This window comes from Corynebacterium humireducens NBRC 106098 = DSM 45392, from assembly GCF_000819445.1.
GTDB classification, from domain to species: domain Bacteria; phylum Actinomycetota; class Actinomycetes; order Mycobacteriales; family Mycobacteriaceae; genus Corynebacterium; species Corynebacterium humireducens.
In genome coordinates, this window is the sequence record NZ_CP005286.1 from 574444 (window position 1) to 591740 (window position 17297).

Annotated in this window: 17 protein-coding genes; 9 read left to right on the forward strand and 8 right to left on the reverse strand. The window is 70.0% G+C overall.

Annotation, left to right across the window (positions count from 1 at the left end; translation table 11 throughout):
• Positions 1-52 precede the first annotated feature (52 nt).
• The 3 genes from B842_RS02890 to aroA all read right to left on the reverse strand — a co-directional run bounded on the left by B842_RS02890 (position 53) and on the right by aroA (position 2826).
• Positions 53-412: a hypothetical protein gene (locus B842_RS02890; protein ID WP_156119409.1), complete on the reverse strand. Its 360-nt coding sequence runs from the start codon at positions 410-412 to the stop codon at positions 53-55.
• A gap of 113 nt (positions 413-525) precedes the next feature.
• A complete protein-coding gene (gene rsgA, locus B842_RS02895; RefSeq protein ID WP_040085097.1) occupies positions 526-1533 on the reverse strand; it encodes a ribosome small subunit-dependent GTPase A in 1008 nt (335 codons plus the stop codon).
• A 12-nt stretch (positions 1534-1545) separates the two neighbouring features.
• Positions 1546-2826, reverse strand: a complete 1281-nt coding sequence (gene aroA, locus B842_RS02900; protein ID WP_156119410.1) for a 3-phosphoshikimate 1-carboxyvinyltransferase — start codon at positions 2824-2826, stop codon at positions 1546-1548.
• Positions 2827-2845: 19 nt separating this feature from the next.
• On the opposite strand from aroA, the gene B842_RS02905 reads away from it, so the two are divergent.
• The gene (locus tag B842_RS02905) at positions 2846-3508 is read left to right on the forward strand and encodes an SOS response-associated peptidase (RefSeq protein WP_040085100.1); all 663 of its coding nucleotides are present in this window, start codon (positions 2846-2848) and stop codon (positions 3506-3508) included.
• Here B842_RS02905 and ybaK read toward each other — a convergent pair.
• Positions 3481-3963: a Cys-tRNA(Pro) deacylase gene (gene ybaK, locus B842_RS02910; protein WP_040085101.1), complete on the reverse strand. Its 483-nt coding sequence runs from the start codon at positions 3961-3963 to the stop codon at positions 3481-3483. The two genes, B842_RS02905 and ybaK, sit on opposite strands and share 28 nt — an antisense overlap.
• A 68-nt stretch (positions 3964-4031) precedes the next feature.
• Between ybaK and B842_RS02915 the strand changes: the two genes are divergently transcribed.
• Entirely contained in the window at positions 4032-4643 is a 612-nt protein-coding gene (locus tag B842_RS02915) for a sigma-70 family RNA polymerase sigma factor (RefSeq protein ID WP_373277298.1), read from the forward strand.
• Positions 4643-4909 (forward strand): antirepressor, encoded by a 267-nt coding sequence (locus B842_RS02920; protein ID WP_040085104.1) that lies wholly within the window; start codon positions 4643-4645, stop codon positions 4907-4909. The genes B842_RS02915 and B842_RS02920 overlap by 1 nt, the downstream gene beginning before the upstream one ends.
• A gap of 94 nt (positions 4910-5003) precedes the next feature.
• Here B842_RS02920 and B842_RS14130 read toward each other — a convergent pair whose 3' ends face one another.
• Both B842_RS14130 and B842_RS02925 read right to left on the reverse strand, forming a co-directional pair.
• On the reverse strand, positions 5004-5078 hold the full coding sequence (locus B842_RS14130) for a 50S ribosomal protein bL37 (RefSeq protein ID WP_373277303.1): 75 nt from the start codon (positions 5076-5078) through the stop codon (positions 5004-5006).
• Between the two features lie 94 nt (positions 5079-5172).
• Positions 5173-5433, reverse strand: a complete 261-nt coding sequence (locus tag B842_RS02925; protein WP_040085106.1) for a WhiB family transcriptional regulator — start codon at positions 5431-5433, stop codon at positions 5173-5175.
• Positions 5434-5947: 514 nt separating this feature from the next.
• Here B842_RS02925 and B842_RS02930 point away from each other — a divergent pair.
• Entirely contained in the window at positions 5948-6388 is a 441-nt protein-coding gene (locus B842_RS02930; RefSeq protein WP_052437697.1) for a hypothetical protein, read from the forward strand.
• Here B842_RS02930 and B842_RS02935 read toward each other — a convergent pair.
• Both B842_RS02935 and B842_RS02940 read right to left on the reverse strand, forming a co-directional pair.
• Positions 6385-7599 (reverse strand): Rv3212 family protein, encoded by a 1215-nt coding sequence (locus B842_RS02935; protein ID WP_040085109.1) that lies wholly within the window; start codon positions 7597-7599, stop codon positions 6385-6387. The two genes, B842_RS02930 and B842_RS02935, sit on opposite strands and share 4 nt — an antisense overlap.
• Entirely contained in the window at positions 7596-8981 is a 1386-nt protein-coding gene (locus tag B842_RS02940) for a DEAD/DEAH box helicase (protein ID WP_040085110.1), read from the reverse strand. The genes B842_RS02935 and B842_RS02940 overlap by 4 nt, the downstream gene beginning before the upstream one ends.
• Positions 8982-9019: 38 nt before the next feature.
• Between B842_RS02940 and B842_RS02945 the strand changes: the two genes are divergently transcribed.
• Genes B842_RS02945 through B842_RS02965 form a run of 5 tightly spaced genes read left to right on the forward strand, consistent with a single transcriptional unit; the run spans position 9020 to position 17262 of the window.
• Entirely contained in the window at positions 9020-9247 is a 228-nt protein-coding gene (locus B842_RS02945) for a DUF3107 domain-containing protein (RefSeq protein ID WP_040085111.1), read from the forward strand.
• 20 nt (positions 9248-9267) lie between these two features.
• Positions 9268-10176 (forward strand): DUF3152 domain-containing protein, encoded by a 909-nt coding sequence (locus B842_RS02950; RefSeq protein WP_040085112.1) that lies wholly within the window; start codon positions 9268-9270, stop codon positions 10174-10176.
• Positions 10177-10187: 11 nt separating this feature from the next.
• Positions 10188-10961 (forward strand): TIGR02569 family protein, encoded by a 774-nt coding sequence (locus B842_RS02955; protein WP_082028347.1) that lies wholly within the window; start codon positions 10188-10190, stop codon positions 10959-10961.
• A gap of 3 nt (positions 10962-10964) precedes the next feature.
• On the forward strand, positions 10965-14006 hold the full coding sequence (locus B842_RS02960; protein ID WP_040085114.1) for an ATP-dependent helicase: 3042 nt from the start codon (positions 10965-10967) through the stop codon (positions 14004-14006).
• Positions 13999-17262, forward strand: coding sequence for an ATP-dependent helicase (locus B842_RS02965; protein WP_040085115.1), 3264 nt, complete (start codon positions 13999-14001; stop codon positions 17260-17262). The genes B842_RS02960 and B842_RS02965 overlap by 8 nt, the downstream gene beginning before the upstream one ends.
• Positions 17263-17297 lie beyond the last annotated feature (35 nt).

Here is a 17297-nt window from a genome sequence, read left to right on the forward strand (position 1 = left end):
ACGCCCCACCCTCCCCGGCCTGTCCCGGGGAGGGCGGGGCGTCTTCCGTGGTTCAGCGGTGGGGGAGTTCGGTCCAGGTGATCTCGACCTCGGCGTCCGCGCCCTCCGCCACCGCGTGCAGTTTCCCGGCCCAGTGGGCGATCGAGTCGAAGGCGTCCTCGCCCTGCGACACGATCCAGGCGGTGGTGTGCAGGTCGTTGAGCCGGAGCAGGTCCGGGATCTCGCACCCGCCGGCGTGGGTGACGCCGCCCTCCCGGGGCAGTGCGTCCCGCCAGGCGGTCAGTGCCTCCCACACCTCATCGCCCCGGTGGTGGGAGTGCAGGTCCACCTGCAGGGTGACCACGGAGTCCTCGCTCCACTGCGTCGGCCCGATGCGGGCCCAGCCGTAGTTCAGTTCGTATCGTTGTGCCATGACCACAGCGTAGGTGCGTCACCTGCCGCGGAAACAGGGCCGGCGGGACAGTGTGCGTGAGTCCGCAGACAACGCCCAGTCAGTCCGCAGACGAGGACGCGACCGGGGCGGGGTCACAGCTCCCACTCCTCCTTGGAGCGCAGCGCCTCCAGCAGTTTCCGTACCGCGTCACGGCGCCGCGCCGAGGCAGTGTCCGGCTCGAAGTCGTCCAGGGCGCACTCCGGGTCGGCCGGGGGACCGAGGTGGGAGCAGCCGCGGGGGCAGTCCTCGGCGGCGGCCGCGAGGTCGTCGAAGACCCGGATGACGGTGTCGTCGTCGACGTGGGCCAGGCCGAAGGAGCGGATGCCGGGAGTGTCGATGATCCAGCCGCCGTCCTCACCGGGTAGGCGCAGGGCGACGGACTGGGTGGAGGTGTGGCGGCCCTTGCCCACGCCGGAGACCTCGCCGGTCTCCCGGTAGGCGTCGGGGACGAGGCGGTTGACCAGCGTGGACTTGCCCACGCCGGAGTGGCCGACGAGGGCGGTGACCTTCCCGGCGACCAGGTCGGTGACGGGGTCGAGGGGGTCGTCGACACCCGCGATGACCACGGGGACGTCGAGGTCGGCGAACTCGGCGGCGAACGGCGCCGGGTCGGCGAGGTCCGACTTGGTCAGGCACAGGACGGGCTGGACGTTGCCCACGAAGGCGGCGATGAGGGCACGCTCGACGAAGCCGGAGCGCGGCGGGGGATCGGCGACGGCGCTGACGATGAGCAGCTGCTCCGCGTTGGCCACCACGATCCGTTCGTAGGGGTCCGTGTCGTCGGCGGTGCGGCGGAGAACGGAGGTGCGTTCCTCGAGCTTGACGATGCGCGCGAGGGTGCCCTCGCGGCCGGAGGTGTCGCCGACGACGCCGACGCGGTCGCCGACCTCGACGGGGGTGCGGCCCATCTCGCGGGCCCGCATGGTGACGATGGGGTCCTCCCGGCCGTCGAGCACCACGCCCCAGCGGCCCCGGTCCTTGGTCACGACCATGCCGAACTCGGCGTCGTCATGGGCGGGCCGGTCCTTGGTGCGCGGACGGGTGCCGCGCCGGGAGGGGCGGATGCGGACGTCGGATTCGTCCCACTGTCGTCTACTCATGAGGCCTGCGTCCTACCCACGTGCGACCATGTCCTCCCACATCGTCTCGAAGCCCGGCAGCGTCTTCGCGGTGGTCTGGACGTCGTGGACCTCGACGCCGTCGACACGCAGGCCGATGATGGCGCCGGCGGTGGCCATGCGGTGGTCGGCGTAGGAGTGCCACACGCCGCCGTTCATCACGGTCGGGGTGATGCGGAGGCCGTCGGGCAGCTCCTCGCAGTTGCCGCCGAGGTTGTTGATCTCGGCGGCGAGGGCCGCGAGACGGTTCGTCTCGTGGCCGCGCAGGTGCGCGATGCCGGTGAGCTCGGAGGGGGTCGACGCGAGGGTGGCCAGGGCGGCGACGGTGGGGGTGAGCTCACCGATGTCGGACATGTCCAGGCTGATGCCCCTGAGCACGCCGGCATCGGGGCCGGTGACCTGCAGGTCGTGTCCCGGACCGGAGTCGGCGGTGAGGATGTCGACCTCACAGCCCATGGTCTCGAGGATGAGGCGGATCGCGTCGCCCGGCTGGGTGGTGTCCAGCGGCCAGTCGCGGACGCGGACGGTGCCCCCGGTGACGGCGGCGGCCGCGAGGAACGGGGTGGCGTTGGACAGGTCGGGTTCGACGTGCCAGGTGCGTCCCTGGATGGGGCCGGGGTGGACCTTCCAGGAGTTCTCGGTGACGTCGACCTTCACGCCCGCCTTGCGGAGCATGTCGACGGTCATCTCGATGTGGGGCAGGGAGGGCAGGCGGCCGCCGACGTGGCGGACGGTGATGCCCTTCGTGAAGCGGGGGCCGGCGAGCAGCAGGCCGGAGACGAACTGGGAGGAGCCGGAGGCGTCGATCTCGACGACGCCGCCCTCCGGGGTGCCGTTGCTCGTGACGGTGAACGGCAGGGAGTCGCCCTCGATGCTGACCCCGAGGGTACGCAGGGCGTCGAGAATGGTGTTCATCGGGCGGACGCGGGCCTGCGGGTCGCCGTCGAAGACGACGGTGCCGGAGGCCATGGCGGCGACGGGCGGGACGAAACGCATGACCGTGCCGGCGAGACCGCACTCGACCTCACCGCCGTGCAGTGGTCCGGGTTCGACCCGGACGACCCCGTCGACGTCGAGAATGTGCACTCCGAGGGTGCGCAGGGCACCGGCCATGAGGTCGGTGTCGCGGGAGTGCAGCGCGTTCTCGATGACCGACGGGTAGTCGGCGAGGGCGGCGAGGATGTAGGCACGGTTGGTGATCGACTTGGATCCGGGGACGTGTTGGGTCCACCTGATCGGTCCTGAAGCAGTGGGCGCAGGCCAAAGGGCAGTCATGGGGTCCATAATAGAGACTATGTGCGGCCGATTCGTTCTGTTCACCTCCGACGAGTCGCTTCTCGACGCCGTCGGCACCCTCCCGGGGGTCACCGAGGTCCATGCACCGGACGGCACCCCGCCGCCCCGCTACAACCTGGCGCCCACCCAGATGGTGCCGCTGGTGCGCCTCGCCCCGCCCCGGGCGCAGGTCGACCCCGCCCGGTGGGGGCTGCTCCCGCACTGGAAGAAGGACGACTCCGGCCCGCCGCTGTTCAACGCCCGCGGTGAGACGGTGGCCACCAAGCCGAGCTTCCGGGACGCCTTCCGCAGCCAGCGGGGGCTCATCCCCATGGACGGCTACTACGAGTGGCACGACGACGGCACCGGCAAGCAGCCGTACTTCGTCTCCCTCGGGAAGGTCATGTGGGCGGCCGCGTTGTGGGCGACCGGCCTGGACCGCCTCTCAGCGACGATGGTCACCACCGACTCCCACGGCCCGCTGGAATGGCTGCACAACCGCCTGCCGCGCCTGCTCGCCACCGAGGAGATCGAGCAGTGGACCACGGGTACCCCCGAGCAGGCCGCCGAACTGCTGCACCCCACGTCGGCCGACTACCTGGAGCGGCTCACGGTGCGGCCCGTCGACAGGGCGGTCGGCAACGTGCGCAACGACTACCCGGAGCTGATCGCCGAGAACTGAGCCCCCGTCAGCCGCGCCAGGTCCTGCGGGTCGAGCGCGATGTCGAGGCCGCGCCGTCCACCGGAGACGTACACCTGCGGCTGCTTCTCGACGCTCGCGTCGATCACCGTCCGCAACCTGCGTTTCTGCCCCAGGGGAGAGATGCCGCCGGTGACGTACCCGGTCGCACGCTGCGCCTTCGCCGGGTCGGCCAGATCGAGGGACTTGACCCCGAGGGCTGCGGCGGCCTTCTTCAGGGAGAGTCGGCCGGTGACCGGCACGCAGCACACCGCCAGTTCCCGCCCGGTGTCGACGACGAGCGTCTTGAGGATGAGGTGCGGGTCGACGTCCAGTGCCGCGGCCGCCTGCTCGCCGAAGTCGTCGGTGCCGGCCTCGAAGGTGTGGAGGAGGTGGGGCACGGCGGCGTCGAGAAGCACGCGCACGGCGGCGGTGGGGGCGGAGGGTCGTCTGGCCACTCATCTACAATGGATGAGAATCGACCTGGAACACAAGAAAGGCGCCGATGTCGGATACTTCGGGTGCTTTGGGCACTCAGGGCACTGAGCTCGCGAACCGCTTCGAGGAGGAGGCACTGCCGCTCCTCGACCAGCTCTACGGCGGCGCCCTGCGCATGACCCGCAACCCCACGGACGCCGAGGACCTGGTGCAGGAGACGTACCTCAAGGCGTTCCGCGCCTTCGACTCCTTCAAACCGGGCACCAACCTCAAGGCCTGGCTCTACCGGATCATGACGAACACGTACATCAACGTCTACCGGAAGAGACAGCGTCAACCCGTCCAGGCCCCCGCCGAGGAGATCAGCGACTGGCAGCTCTACACCACCAGTTCGCACGATTCCACGGGTCTGGAGTCGGCCGAGGTCGAGGCCCTGAAGAACATGCCGGACGGCAAGATCGCGGAGGCGATGAACCAGCTCTCCGAGGACTACCGCATGGTGGTCTACTACGCCGACGTCGAGGGCCTGGCGTACAAGGAGATCGCCGAGATCATGGACACGCCCATCGGCACCGTCATGTCACGACTGCACCGGGGAAGAAAGCAGCTCCGTCAGTTGTTGAAGGAAGTGGCGCATGCACAGGGCATCGGCCTCGATCACCCTGACATGGACATCACGACCCCGGAAGCGAGCAAGTAATGAAGGAACCCTGCATCGGCCGTTGCGAGGAGATCCAGGCCCAGCTGTGCACGCTCTTCGACCCCTCCACCACCCCTGAGCAGGCACGGGAGATCCTCGCGGTCATCGCCGAGTGCCCCCACTGCCACGGTCGTCTGCGTTCGGAGCGGGAGATCCGGGCGCTGCTGCAGAAGTGCTGCAACGCGGAGGCCGCGGCGCCGGCGACGCTGCGGCAGCGGATCTCGATGCAGATCCGTGAGGTCCGGGTGACGCGTTACCAGGGGTGAGGCCGGGCGGGGCCGGGGGCATCCGGGGGAGAAAAGCAGAGACCGCCCACCGAGCGTGTGCTCGGTGGGCGGTCAAGCCGCTTTACATCCTGCTTTAGGAGTTCGGGCGCTTACCGTGGTTTGCGCTCTTCTTGCGACGGGCACGGCGCTTGCTACCACGCTTGCTCATGTGATTCTCCTTGGGTGAGAGGGGTTGTCAACTTCCGACAACTCTAGCGCTCGGGCCCGGTCGCGAAAAATTGAGGTCTTGTTTAGGAACCTGGTTATGCAGCGACGCGGGTGCGACGGCCGCGGGAGTTGCGACGCTTCAGTGCGCGACGCTCGTCCTCGGACATGCCGCCCCACACGCCGGCGTCCTGGCCGGTCTCCAGGGCCCACTTCAGGCACTGGGAGGTGACGGGGCAGCGGTTGCAGACGATCTTGGCCTTGGCGATCTGGGACAGGGCCGGACCGGAGTTGCCGACCGGGAAGAACAGCTCGGGATCCTCGTCGCGGCAGACGGCCTCGTGGCGCCAATCAGACATGGGTTATTCTCCTTACACAGTTGGAACGCGGGCGAAACGGTGCACACCAGAATGGCGGCCACGGGTGTGGCCGACTGAAAAACAAGTTGCATCCCCCACGATGTCGGGTCCGGGCGCGGGGCCCTCACCTCGTTCATGTGGCGTTAACCCCGTGGTGTGTCAGGGTTAAGGGCCGATTTACCGACCGGCCGTTTTGCTACCCGAGAATAATGGCACGTGAACACAAAGTGCGCTAGGGGTAAACGCCGAATTGTGTCGTAATTCACACAATATTATCCATTGTTAAGGTTGCAAAGTGTTCTGTGTCACTGTTTTGGGGCTTTGTCATCGACGCTATGACCTGCGCAAACGCTAAAGTGCCTGCAAGCATGCCGAGGCTCCGAACGTCAAGTTCTCCGTCCCTCCGGCCGTTACGCAGCCTGTCAAGTCATGTCCGGCGCGCCGCAACCGCCACCTGACGTCCGGCCCCTCGGGAGCATCCGCCCAGCGGAGCGGGGGTATAGAGTAATGAGCCGTGACTGACGTGAACCCCAGCCCCCAGCGTCCCCTGCCGCCCGCCCCCATCCGGTGGGCCGGCCTCATCGCCATCGTGCAGTCGGCCATCGTGCTCGCCTTCGCCGGACTCCTCGTCGCCCGGGACATCATGGGCGCACGCGAGGCGGACCTCGTCTCCGACAGTGCCAACATCAGCTGGGTCGGCACCGGCACAGCGGTCTTCCTCGGCCTGATCTTCGGTGCCGCGATCTTCGCCGCGATCTGGATGATGCGCGGCCACCAGTGGGGCCGGGGCCTCGTCATCTACCTGGAGATCATCACCCTGGGTCTGTCGTACTTCATGTTCACCGGCGGCCTGTGGCCCGCCGGCGTCGCCACCGCCGCCTCCGCGATCGCGGCGCTGTTCTTCCTCTTCAACCCCCGCTCACTGGAGTGGGCGGAGGCCAGGCACGGCTTCTAGACCTCCGGGACGAGCCCCACGACGAGGTCGCCCCGCTTCTCGACGACCGTCCCGCCTGCCACACCCAGCGTGACCATCCCCTCGTACCCGCCGCGGTCGACGGGGATGGTCCTCTCTGTCTCACCGGTCGTCCAGTCGACGACGCTGATGCCCTCCGGCACGGGCACGAGCAGACGCTCGCCCACCGCGACGCCGGTACCCAGCGCCGGGATCTCGTGCTGCACCTCGAGATCGCCCGGGGAGAAAAGGAGGAGGCTCCCGCCGTCGAACCAGGTGAGGTGGTGCGGCAGGTCCGCGGCGACCGGGGCGTGGGGCAAGCCCTCCGCTGCGGTGGGCAGGGGAGCGCCCCGCTCGTGGCGGTGCAGCTCGACGCCCTCGTCCGAGTAGGACACGACGGCCCCCTCGGTGACCACAGCCGCGCCCTCCTCGCCGACGGCGACCAGGAAGGCGCCTGCGTCGGAGAGCTGTACCGAGGTCCTGATCTCCGGGGTGCGGGACTCCTCCGGGGTGGCCTCCTGGAAGCGGAGCCAGACGCCGTCGTCGCACACCTCGGTGACCGCCAGCAGCTCGGTACGGGTGAGGGCGGAGGTCAGCTCACACCCCGGGTGCGGCTGCAGGTTCGGTTCCTGCCGTCCCTCCACGTGGCCGTACTCGACGGTGCGGACCATGTCCGAACGCCACAGCTCCAGGCGGTCGGCACCCACCGTGCCGATCCGGTCGTTCGAGGCCACGGCGACGACGTCATCAGGGGAGATGGCGGAGCGGGTGCGCTCGTACCTGCCGGTCGAGGTGTCGATGGAGACCACGTCGCCGCATCCGTGGTCCGCCCGCCACGTGGTGACGACCCGGCCCCACGCCGCACCGAGGGAACACAGCTCGAGGTCACGCTCGTAGTCCCACACGACCCCGCCCGTGGGGGAGGGGTCGACGGCGAAGACACGGTGACCGTTGTTGGTCATGACCAGCCCGTCCGAGATGACGGGCTGGTGGACGCCGGGCAGGGGCACGTCAGGCAGGGACCATGACTCGACCAGGGCCCGGGGGACCTCCTCCAACGGTTCCGCGGCGACATGCTCCACCTCGGCGGAGTTGAGGTGGGAGGAACGGACGGGGGAGGTCAGCCACACGCCGGCGACGGCGGCGACGGACACGGCGGTGATGACACCGGTGGCGATGAGGTCACCACGGGTGCGGCGGAGCGGACGATTCATCGGCGGCGACCCCGCCCGCCGCGTTCGCCACGGTCGCCGTGCTCACCCCGGGGAGCGCGCGCGGAACCGGAACGCGGGCCGCGCGGGGTGCGGGGGCCACGGCCCCGCACGGCGGCGGCCGCCCCACCGAACACCCGTCGCGGCTTGCCCACGGACTCCTGGGCGCCCTCGGGGATCGAGAGGGCGTCGAAAAGCTCCGGTGACGTGGAGAACCACTGCGGCGGCTCCGGCAGATCCAGGTCGAGTTCCTCGTTGATGGCCTTCCACTTGGGCAGCTCGTCGTAGCCCACGAGGGTGATGGCGGTGCCGGAGTGTCCCGCGCGGCCCGTGCGGCCGATGCGGTGGACATAGGTCATCGGGTCGTCCGGGGTCTGGTAGTTGATGACGTGCGTGACGTCGTCGATGTCGATGCCACGCGCGGCGACGTCGGTGGCCACGAGGATCTCGATGGTGCCGTCGCGGAAGGCGTTGAGCGACTTCTCACGGGCCGGCTGCCCCATGTCACCGTGGACCGCGCCGACGGTGAAACCACGACCGGCCAGCTCCTCGGCGACCTCCGCGGCGGTGCGCTTCGTGCGCGCGAAGATGATGGTGCGCCCCCGGCCGTTCGCCTGCAGGATGCGGGCGGTGACCGCCGGCTTGTCCATGCGGTGCGCCATGAAGACGACCTGCTCCGTCGTGGAGTGGGTCTGCGCGGCACCGGCCTCCTCCGCGCGGATGTGCACCGGCTGGCTGAGGAAGCTGCGCGCCAGGGTGATGATCGGACCGGGCATCGTCGCGGAGAAGAGCATCGTCTGGTGCTCGTGTTCGAGAGCGCGGAGGATCTTCTCGATGTCCGGCAGGAAACCGAGGTCGAGCATCTCGTCGGCCTCGTCGAGGACGAGGATCGCGACGCGGTCCAGCTGCAGGTCACCGCGCTGGTAGAGGTCGATGATGCGGCCCGGGGTGCCGACCACGACGTCGACGCCCGCCTCCAGCGCCTCGATCTGCTCCTCATAGGGGCGGCCACCGTAGATGGTGGTCAGACGCACCGGGATCTTCGCGGCGGCGCGGGCGAGGTCCTCGCCCACCTGGACGGCGAGCTCACGGGTCGGGACCACGACCAGGGCACGCGGGGTGCCGTCGAGCTCCTCGACGTCGGCCGAGTCGAAGACGCGGTCGAGCAGCGGCACACCGAAACCGAGGGTCTTGCCCATGCCGGTGCGGGCCTGACCGATGAGGTCCGTGCCGTCGAGCGCCAGGGGGAGGGTCAGTTCCTGGATCGCGAACGTGCGGGTGATTCCCTCGGCGGCGAGAGCCTCACAGATCTCCACCGCCACACCGAGTTCAGCAAAGGTCGGGGAGGCGGACCGGGACGAGGAATGCGAGGTAGGTGCAGACACAACCTAGATACTATCGGTCCCGGTCTATGATGGGGCCCATGGATATCAAGATCGGTTTTGCAGATTCGCCCCGTGAGCTCGTGATCACCACCGAGGACAACCAGGAGGACGTGGCCAACCAGGTCGCCGCGGCCCTGGAGAATGACCAGGCGACGCTGCAGCTGACCGACGCCAAGGGCGTCCGCTACATCGTCCGCGCCCGTCAGATCGCCTGGGTCGAGCTGGGCACCACCACCCAGCGTTTCGTCGGTTTCGCCGGCGCCTGACCCTCCGGACCACGTACTCCATGAGCTCCCGCTCCTCCGGGTCCGTGCTGGCCCGATACGCCCGTGACCTGGGATGGCGTGCCTACGCCATCCCGGTTCTCGTCGTGATCACCGTCTGGGTGCTTTTCGACGTCTTCACGTCCCCCGCGGAGACGGACACGATGGACGGCGCCGTGAGCGCCACGTCACGGACCGAGAACCGGGACGCCACCGAGGGCGACGGGACCAGGCACGGACCGAACCCCGCCGACGACCCCGACCAGGCGCTGCCGATCAACCAGCTCCCGCCCGGCGGCCCGTTCACCGAGCAGGGCGAGGGGACCTTCCGCACGGTGGGTACCCCCGGCATGACCGCGGGTGAGGGGCTGGAGACGGTCATCCGTTACGTCGTGGAGGTGGAGGACGGCGTCGACACGGCCGGTTCCGGTGGCGACGACGCCCTGGCCGCCATGATCGACGCCACCCTGTCCAACCCCAAGGGCTGGACCAACGACACCGCCTTCCGCTTCGAGCACGTCGCCCCCGACCAGGAGCCGACCATGCGGATCCAGCTCACCAGCGTGGGCACCACCCGCGAACTGTGCGGCGGCCTCGACCTCGAGATGGAGACCAGCTGCCACATCCGCATCGACGGCGTCTCCCGCGTGCTCATCAACGAGTCCCGCTGGGTCCGCGGCGCCGCCCCGTTCAACGGCGACCTCGGTTCCTACCGCCAGTACCTGGTCAACCACGAGGTCGGCCACGGCCTGGGCTACGCCGCCCACGAGCCCTGCGGGGCCGACGGCGAGCTCGCGCCGATCATGATGCAGCAGACGCTCTCGCTCAACAACGCGGAGCTCCACGCCATCAACCCGGACGAGGTCTACCCGGACGAGAACGTCACCTGCCGCTACAACCCGTGGCCGTACCCGCGGCCCGTGGTGCTGTAGGGAGCGCCCGCATGATGTACCAGGAGACCGTCCCCGCCCACGTGGTCAACGCCTTCCAGGGCGAGTCCGGCATGCCGGAACCGGCCGGTCACGCCTGGGACCACGGCTGGCGGATCGGCCCCGTCGTGTACTCCCGGGCCTCCGGCGTCGCCGCCGGCTGGTCCGCGAAGCTGCGCGGCTCCCTCCACGTCGACGGGGTGCGTCTGGCCCGCCCCGTGCGGTCCACCGACGGCCGTTTCATCGTCGCCGGCTGGAAGGCCTCCACCTGGATCGACGGGGAGCTGGCGCGCCGGGTGGATGAGACGGTGCTGGTGGCGCTCCGGCTGACGGAGGCCCTCGCGGGGCTCAACGGGCATGCACTGCCCCCGGAGCCGGAGGCCTCCGACCCCTTCGTCCTCGCCGAGCACCGTGCGTGGGAGGAGGACGCCCCGGAATACCGGGAGATCACCGGGCCGCTGCAGTTCGGACACGCGGATCTGCTGGCCTGTACCCTCTACCACGGGAATCAGGCTCCGGCGGTGACGGACCTGGTGCCCTTCGCCGCGCCCCGCCCGCCCGCGTACACCGCCGCGCTGGTCATGGTGGACGGCCTCATCGCGGGGGCCGTCGACGACGGCATCATCGACCGTTTCCGTCACCTGCCGGACATCGACCAGCTGCTGCTGCGGGCGGTCGCCTACCGACGCCACGTCAACGAGCTGCACCCGCGGGGGTCCTCGAACGCGCGGGCCCACATCCGGAGGGTGGAGGATCTCCTCATGTCGGAGGCAGCTGATACAAACTAGGGCATGACGTCTCCTGCCCCGAAGCCCGTGGTCCGCCTCGTCGCGCGGAACCGGGATCTGCCCACCCGTACCTGGCCCGGCGAGCTGCCCACGAGCGGTGTCTGGCGGGTGACGGGGCCCGCGGGTTCCGGCGTCACCAGCCTGCTGGTGGACACCGTCCTGGCGCGTATCGACGCCGGCGTGGACCCCACCGGCATCCTCGTCGTCGCCGCCTCCAAGGAGACGGGCGCGCTCATCCGCCGGGAGCTCACGGACCGTCTCGCGGGCACCGACTTCGCCTCCGAGGCCCCGCTCGTCCGTTCGGTGCACTCACTCGCCTTCGCGCTGCTGCGGGACGCCTCCGAGGACCCGGTGCGCCTCATCACCGGCGCGGAGCAGGACGCCGTCATCCGGGACCTGCTGCGGGGGCACGCCGAGGAGGGGCGGGGGACCTGGCCGGCCGAGCACCGTCCCGCCCTCACCTTCGTGGGTTTCGCCCGCCAGCTGCGTGACTTCCTGCTGCGTGCCGCCGAGCGGGGCCTGTCCCCGGAGGACCTCGAGCGCCTGGGGCAGCAGTACCGCCGTCCCATCTGGAGCGCCGCCGGGGACTTCCTGCGGGAGTACGAGCAGACGATGGCGCTGTCCGCGGCGTCGAGCTACACCAGCTACTCCGCATCGGAGCTGGTCAGCGCGGTGCTGGAGAAGCCCGTCAGCTCCCGCTGGCACACCCTCGTCGTCGACGACGCCCAGCACCTCGACCCGACCTCCGCCGAACTCATCCGCCGCCTCATCCCGGGCACGGAGCTGGTGGTCGTCGGCGGTGACCCGGCGCAGTCGATCTTCCGCTTCCGCGGTGCGTCCCCGGAGTTCCTCACCGACCTCCCCGTCGACCGGGAGATCGTCCTGCCGGAGTCCCGCCGCGACCCGGAGCGTGAGGTGGTCATCGTCGACTCGACCACGGTGCAGAACGCCCTGATCGCCGACCGTATCCGGCGCGCGCACCTGCTGGAGGACGTCCCGTACTCCGACATCGCCGTCATCGTGCGGTCGACCGGCCAGATCGCCCCGGTGCGTCGCGCGCTGCTCGCCGCGGGGGTGCCCGTCCACCTCAACCCGACGGACGTGGTGCTCTCGGAGCAGCGCATCGTGGCCAACCTGCTCCTCGGCGTCCGTGCACTCACCGAGGAACTCCCGCCCGCCGACCTGGAGGACCTGCTCCTCGGCCCCGTCGGTGGCGCCGATCCGGTCACGCTCCGCCGCCTCATCCGCGGTCTGCGGCGTTTCGACCCGGCCACCCGCGGCATGGACACCCTCCGCGGCCTGCTGCTTCCCGACGCCCCCCTGCCCGACTTCGGCGACCTGCTCACCGACCGGGAACGCGCGATCCTCGACCGCATCCGCGGGGTGCTCGAGGCGGGACGCGCGGCGCTGGGCAGCCGCAACGTGGAGGAGGTCCTGTGGGCGGTGTGGTCCGCCACCGGCCTGGCCGACCACCTGCTCGCCGCCTCCCTGCGCGGCGGTGCCACCGGTTCGCAGGCGGACCGCGACCTCGACGCCATGATGTCGCTCTTCGACGCCGCCGGCGACTACGCCGAGCGCCGCCCCACCGGCTCCGTCCGCGGCTTCCTCACCCACATCGAGGAACAGGAGCTGCCCACCGGCGTCCGCGACCGCCGCACCGCCACCCCGGAGGCCGTCACCCTGCTCACCGCGCACGGCACCGTCGGCGGTGAATGGGGCCACGTCGTGCTGGCCGGAGCCCAGGAAGGGGCATGGCCCTCCCTCGGCTCCACCGGATCGCTCTTCGACCAGGAGGAACTCGTCGAGCTCCTCGACTCCGACATCGACCCCGACCTGCCGATCTCCCACACCGCCGAACGCCTCAAGGAGGAACGCCGCCTCTTCCACGTCGCCGCCTCGCGCGCGACAGAGCGGCTGCTCATCACCGCCGTCCACGTCCCGGAGGGCGATGACCCGACCGAACCCTCCCGCTTCATCGAGGAGTTCTGCACCACCCACGGGCTGGAGGCGCAGCGCCACGCCGTCGACCCGGCGGACGACACCGCCGACTACGACCCCCTGCACGTGCGGCTGCTCTCCGTGCCCGGCCTGCTCGCCGAGCTGCGGCGCGTGGTCTGCGACGAGTCCGCGCGTGCCGACGAACGCACCCAGGCCGCCCGCCAGCTCGCCCGCCTCGCGGCGGCCGGGATCCCCGGCGCCGCACCGGAGGAGTGGTGGACGACCACGGAGGCGTCGACAAGCACGCCCCTGCCGGCGGTGACCGCGCTGTCGCCCTCCCGCATCGAGGGACTGCTGACGTGCCCGCTGCGGGAGGTCGTGGGCAAGCTCTACGACGAGGAGGAGTCCCCGGTCGCGCTCACCCGCGGCAACCTTGCCCACTACTTCCTCGAGGCACTCGGCAGGGGAGTGGACCCGGAGGTCGCCGCCCGGCTCACCGAGGAGGCCTTCGCCGCGATCCAGGATGACCCCGTGTGGCGGGAGGAGACCGCCAGGCTTGACTTCGCCCGTCTGCTGTCGCGTACCCGCGAGTGGTACGAGTCGTCGCAGGTCAACCACTCCCTGGTGGGCGTCGAGATCCCGGTGGACGTGAACGTCGCCGAGGGGGTGCGTATCCGTGGGCGGATGGACCTGCTCAACGTGGACCCGGAGGGGCGCCACACGATCGTCGACCTGAAGACGGGCCGCTCCCTCCCGAGTCAGGAGAAGGTCCAGGAACACGCCCAGCTCATGGCCTATCAGCTGGCGCTCACCCGGGGCGCGCTGATCGACGGCACTGTCACCGACTCACCACCCGGCACCCCGACGCTGGAGGTGGAGGGCGGGGTGCTCGTCTACCCGGGTGCGGACAACGTCAGCGTCCCCACCCGCACACAGGCAGCGAAGTCCGCGGAGGAGCTCGAGGAGTTCGCCGCACTGCTGCCCCCGCTGCTCAGCGAACTCACCGGTCCGCAGCTCACCGCCCGGGCCAACGACACCTGCGACAACTGCCCCATCCGAGCCCTCTGCCCGATCCAGACCGAAGGAATGCTGACCACCCATGCCTGACCACCACGCACCCAAGGTGACCCCGGAACTGCTCTCCGCCTGGCTCGGGCAGGAGCACCGGCCGACTCCGCAGCAGTCCGCGATCATCGGCGCACCACCCGGCCCGCTGCTCGTCGTCGCCGGCGCGGGTGCCGGAAAGACGGAGACCATGGCCGCCCGCGTCGTGTGGCTGGTGGCCAACGGCTACGTCACCCCCGACCAGATCCTCGGTCTGACGTTCACGCGCAAGGCGGCCCAGGAACTCGCCGCCCGTATCCGGCACCGCCTCGGCGTGCTGGCGGGCATCCCGAAGATCAGCCAGCTCGACCCCTCCGGCCAGCTGGCCGATGACCTGGCGCACCTGGCACCCACCGTGTCCACCTACGACGCCTACGCCGCCCAGCTGGTCCGCGAGTACGGGCTCCTCGTGCCTGTGGAACCGGCCGGACGCATGATCACCGCCGCTGAGCTGCACGGTATCGCCCACCGGGTCGTCTCCGACTACCGCGGCAGGCACTCCTCGACGAACCAGGTCAAGACCGTCACCGAACGCGTCCTGGGTCTCATCACCGAGATGGGCAACGCCGTCGCGCAGGAGGAGGACGTCGTCGAGGAGACCCTGGCGTTCATCCGGGAGCTCGAGTCCCTGCCGCCGTACGGAAAGAAGGCACCCGACTACTTCACCAAGGACCAGCAGACGTGGCTCAAGGCGCAGCGCGAGCGCCTCGATCATTTCCCGCTCATCCACGAACTGCGTGCTGAACTGGCCTCCCTCGGAGTGACCACCTTCAACGAACAGATGTCGGTGGCCGCCCGCCTGGCCTCCACCCACGCGTCGGTGGGGGAGTCCCAGCGTCGTCGCTTCAAGGTCGTCATGCTCGACGAGTACCAGGACACCTCCCATTCCCAGCGCGTCTTGCTGTCCAGCCTGTTCGGCGGTGAGGACAGGGACATCACCGTCACGGCGGTCGGCGATCCCATGCAGGCCATCTACGGCTGGCGTGGCGCCACCTCCGAGAACCTGCGCGAGTTCGTCAATGACTTCCCCGCGGACGGTGCTCCGGCCCCGAAGAGGCAGCTCACCACCTCCTGGCGCAACCCCCCGGAGATCCTCGACCTGGCCAACGGCATCTCGGGGCAGCTGCTCGGTACCGGCCCCGACCGTGCGGTTGAGCCCCTCGACCCACGCCCCGGAGCGCCCACCGGGGACGTGGCCCTCGGCTACTTCCGTACCAGGGAGGAGGAGATGGACTTCGTCGCCGACCGTCTGGCCGCGGAGTTCCACGCCAAGCAGGAGGCCAAGGCCGCGGCGGCCTCCATCCGGGACGAGGAGGAGCGGAGGAAGGCGCTGAAGAAGGCGACCTTCACCGGTGCTGTGCTGGTGCGCAAGAACCGGCACACCGCCGACATCGCCCATGCCCTGGAGGTCCGGGGCATCCCCTACGAGATCTTCGGTCTCGGTGGGCTGCTCAGCCTGCCGGAGATCGCCGACGTCGTGGCTGTCGCCACCATGCTCGTCCGGCCCCAGGACTCCCCCGCGGCCCTGCGGGTGCTCACCGGCCCGATGGTCGGTCTGGGACTGTCCGACCTGGTGGCGCTGCGTAACCGGGCACGCAACCTGACCGCCGGCGGAGAGGGGCACACCCGCCACGACATCGACCCTGACCTGCCGGCGGAGGACCGTCTGCGCGCCCAGTTGGCCGCACTGGTCGACGAACCTCCGGAGCAGGTCTCCGGCCTGACGGACGCCGTCGCGGACCTGGGGGAACTCAGCCGCTACTCGGAGGAGGGGGTGCGCCGTCTGAAGCGGCTCAGCTCGCAGCTGCGCCGTCTGCGTACGAACAGCCTCAGCAAGTCCCTGCCGGACCTGTTCGCCGACATCATCGAGGTGTTCGGCGTCCGCACCGAGGTGCTCACCCGACCGGGCCCCACCGGTGCCGTCAACCTGGACGCGTTCCTCGACATGGTCGCCGCCTACCCGGGGGACAACCTCGGCGCGCTGCTCGACTACTTCGACCTGGCACGCGAGCATGAGGACGGACTCGCTCCGGGAGACGCCGCGGTGAAGGACGAGTGCGTCCAGATCATGACCGTCCACAAGGCCAAGGGACTGGAGTGGGACGTCGTCAGCGTCATCCGGGCGGACCAGTCGACCTTCACGGGTAACACGGAGACCTTCCTCACCCAGTCGCAGAGGATCCCCGACGCAGACGACGTCGACACGACCGAGGCGGAGAACCGGTCGCAGTTCTCCAGGATCTACGGCGAGTACAGGGAGGGGAAGAAGGCGGAACTGGCGGAGGAGAACGCCCGTCTGTTCTACGTCGGCATCACCCGCTCCGAACGGGTACTCACCGTCACCGCCTCCCCGGCGGGTCGTTCCCCCAAGCCCTACGAGCACCTGGAGACCCTCCGCCGGCTCGCGCCCGACGCCGTGGTGGCCTGGGAGACGGACGCGGACGTCGAGAAGCAGGAGCAGGAGCCGGAGAACGGCACGTTCCCGCAGCTGGACCCCCAGCCCGCGGCCCTGGCCGGCGCAGAGCTGGTGCGTCAGGCCCTGGCGGAGCTGCCCGCCCCTGCGGCGGGCGAGACCTTCGACTTCTGGGAGGCGGAGGTCACGGCGCTGATCGAGGAGCACGAGGCCGCGCAGGCCCCGGTCGTGGAGGTGGCGCTGCCCGGTGAGCTCACCGCCACGGACCTGGTGAATCTGCGGGCGGATCCGCTGCAGTTCGCGCGTCGGCAGCGACGTCCCGTGCCGTTCCGGCCGAACCAGTACGCCAAGCGCGGCACGGCCTTCCACGAGTGGCTCGAGGACCGTTTCGGGGCCACGGCGCTGCTCGACGAGGATCAGCTGCCGGGCCTGGACGAACAGCCCGTCGACGCCGATGACCTGGTGAAGCTCAAGGAGTCCTTCCTGGCCAGCGAGTGGGCGGAGCGGACCCCGGAGTTCGTGGAGCAGCCCTTCGAGGTGACCATCGGCGGGTCGGTGGTGCGCGGACGCATGGACGCCGTGTTCCGTGACCCGCAGGACCCGGAGGGCTGGCTGATCGTCGACTGGAAGACCGGCCGGCCGCCGAGCGGTCCGGACCGGAAGGCCGCGATCATCCAGCTGGCGGTGTACCGGGAGGCGTGGCGCCGGATCATCGGCGAGGACGTCCCCGTGCGTGCCGCATTCCACTACGTGGGCTGGGGCGAGACCCTCGAGCCGCACGATCTGCCAGGTCATGCGGAACTGGAGCAGATGTTGGCGGAGGCGGTCGTCGACAAGGAGGCGTAGGCAGTAGAGTCAGGGAGCAGAAACAGGAAGGAGTC

Excerpts from the sequence above, each read along its gene's own strand:
- B842_RS02890 (WP_156119409.1), bottom strand. The coding sequence starts at position 412 with ATGGCACAACGATACGAACTGAACTACGGCTGGGCCCGCATCGGGCCG.
- rsgA (WP_040085097.1), bottom strand. The coding sequence starts at position 1,533 with ATGAGTAGACGACAGTGGGACGAATCCGACGTCCGCATCCGCCCCTCC.
- aroA (WP_156119410.1), bottom strand. The coding sequence starts at position 2,826 with ATGACTGCCCTTTGGCCTGCGCCCACTGCTTCAGGACCGATCAGGTGG.
- B842_RS02905 (WP_040085100.1), top strand. The coding sequence starts at position 2,846 with ATGTGCGGCCGATTCGTTCTGTTCACCTCCGACGAGTCGCTTCTCGAC.
- B842_RS02920 (WP_040085104.1), top strand. The coding sequence starts at position 4,643 with ATGAAGGAACCCTGCATCGGCCGTTGCGAGGAGATCCAGGCCCAGCTG.
- B842_RS02925 (WP_040085106.1), bottom strand. The coding sequence starts at position 5,433 with ATGTCTGATTGGCGCCACGAGGCCGTCTGCCGCGACGAGGATCCCGAG.
- B842_RS02935 (WP_040085109.1), bottom strand. The coding sequence starts at position 7,599 with ATGAATCGTCCGCTCCGCCGCACCCGTGGTGACCTCATCGCCACCGGT.
- B842_RS02945 (WP_040085111.1), top strand. The coding sequence starts at position 9,020 with ATGGATATCAAGATCGGTTTTGCAGATTCGCCCCGTGAGCTCGTGATC.
- B842_RS02950 (WP_040085112.1), top strand. The coding sequence starts at position 9,268 with ATGAGCTCCCGCTCCTCCGGGTCCGTGCTGGCCCGATACGCCCGTGAC.
- B842_RS02955 (WP_082028347.1), top strand. The coding sequence starts at position 10,188 with ATGATGTACCAGGAGACCGTCCCCGCCCACGTGGTCAACGCCTTCCAG.
- B842_RS02960 (WP_040085114.1), top strand. The coding sequence starts at position 10,965 with ATGACGTCTCCTGCCCCGAAGCCCGTGGTCCGCCTCGTCGCGCGGAAC.
- B842_RS02965 (WP_040085115.1), top strand. The coding sequence starts at position 13,999 with ATGCCTGACCACCACGCACCCAAGGTGACCCCGGAACTGCTCTCCGCC.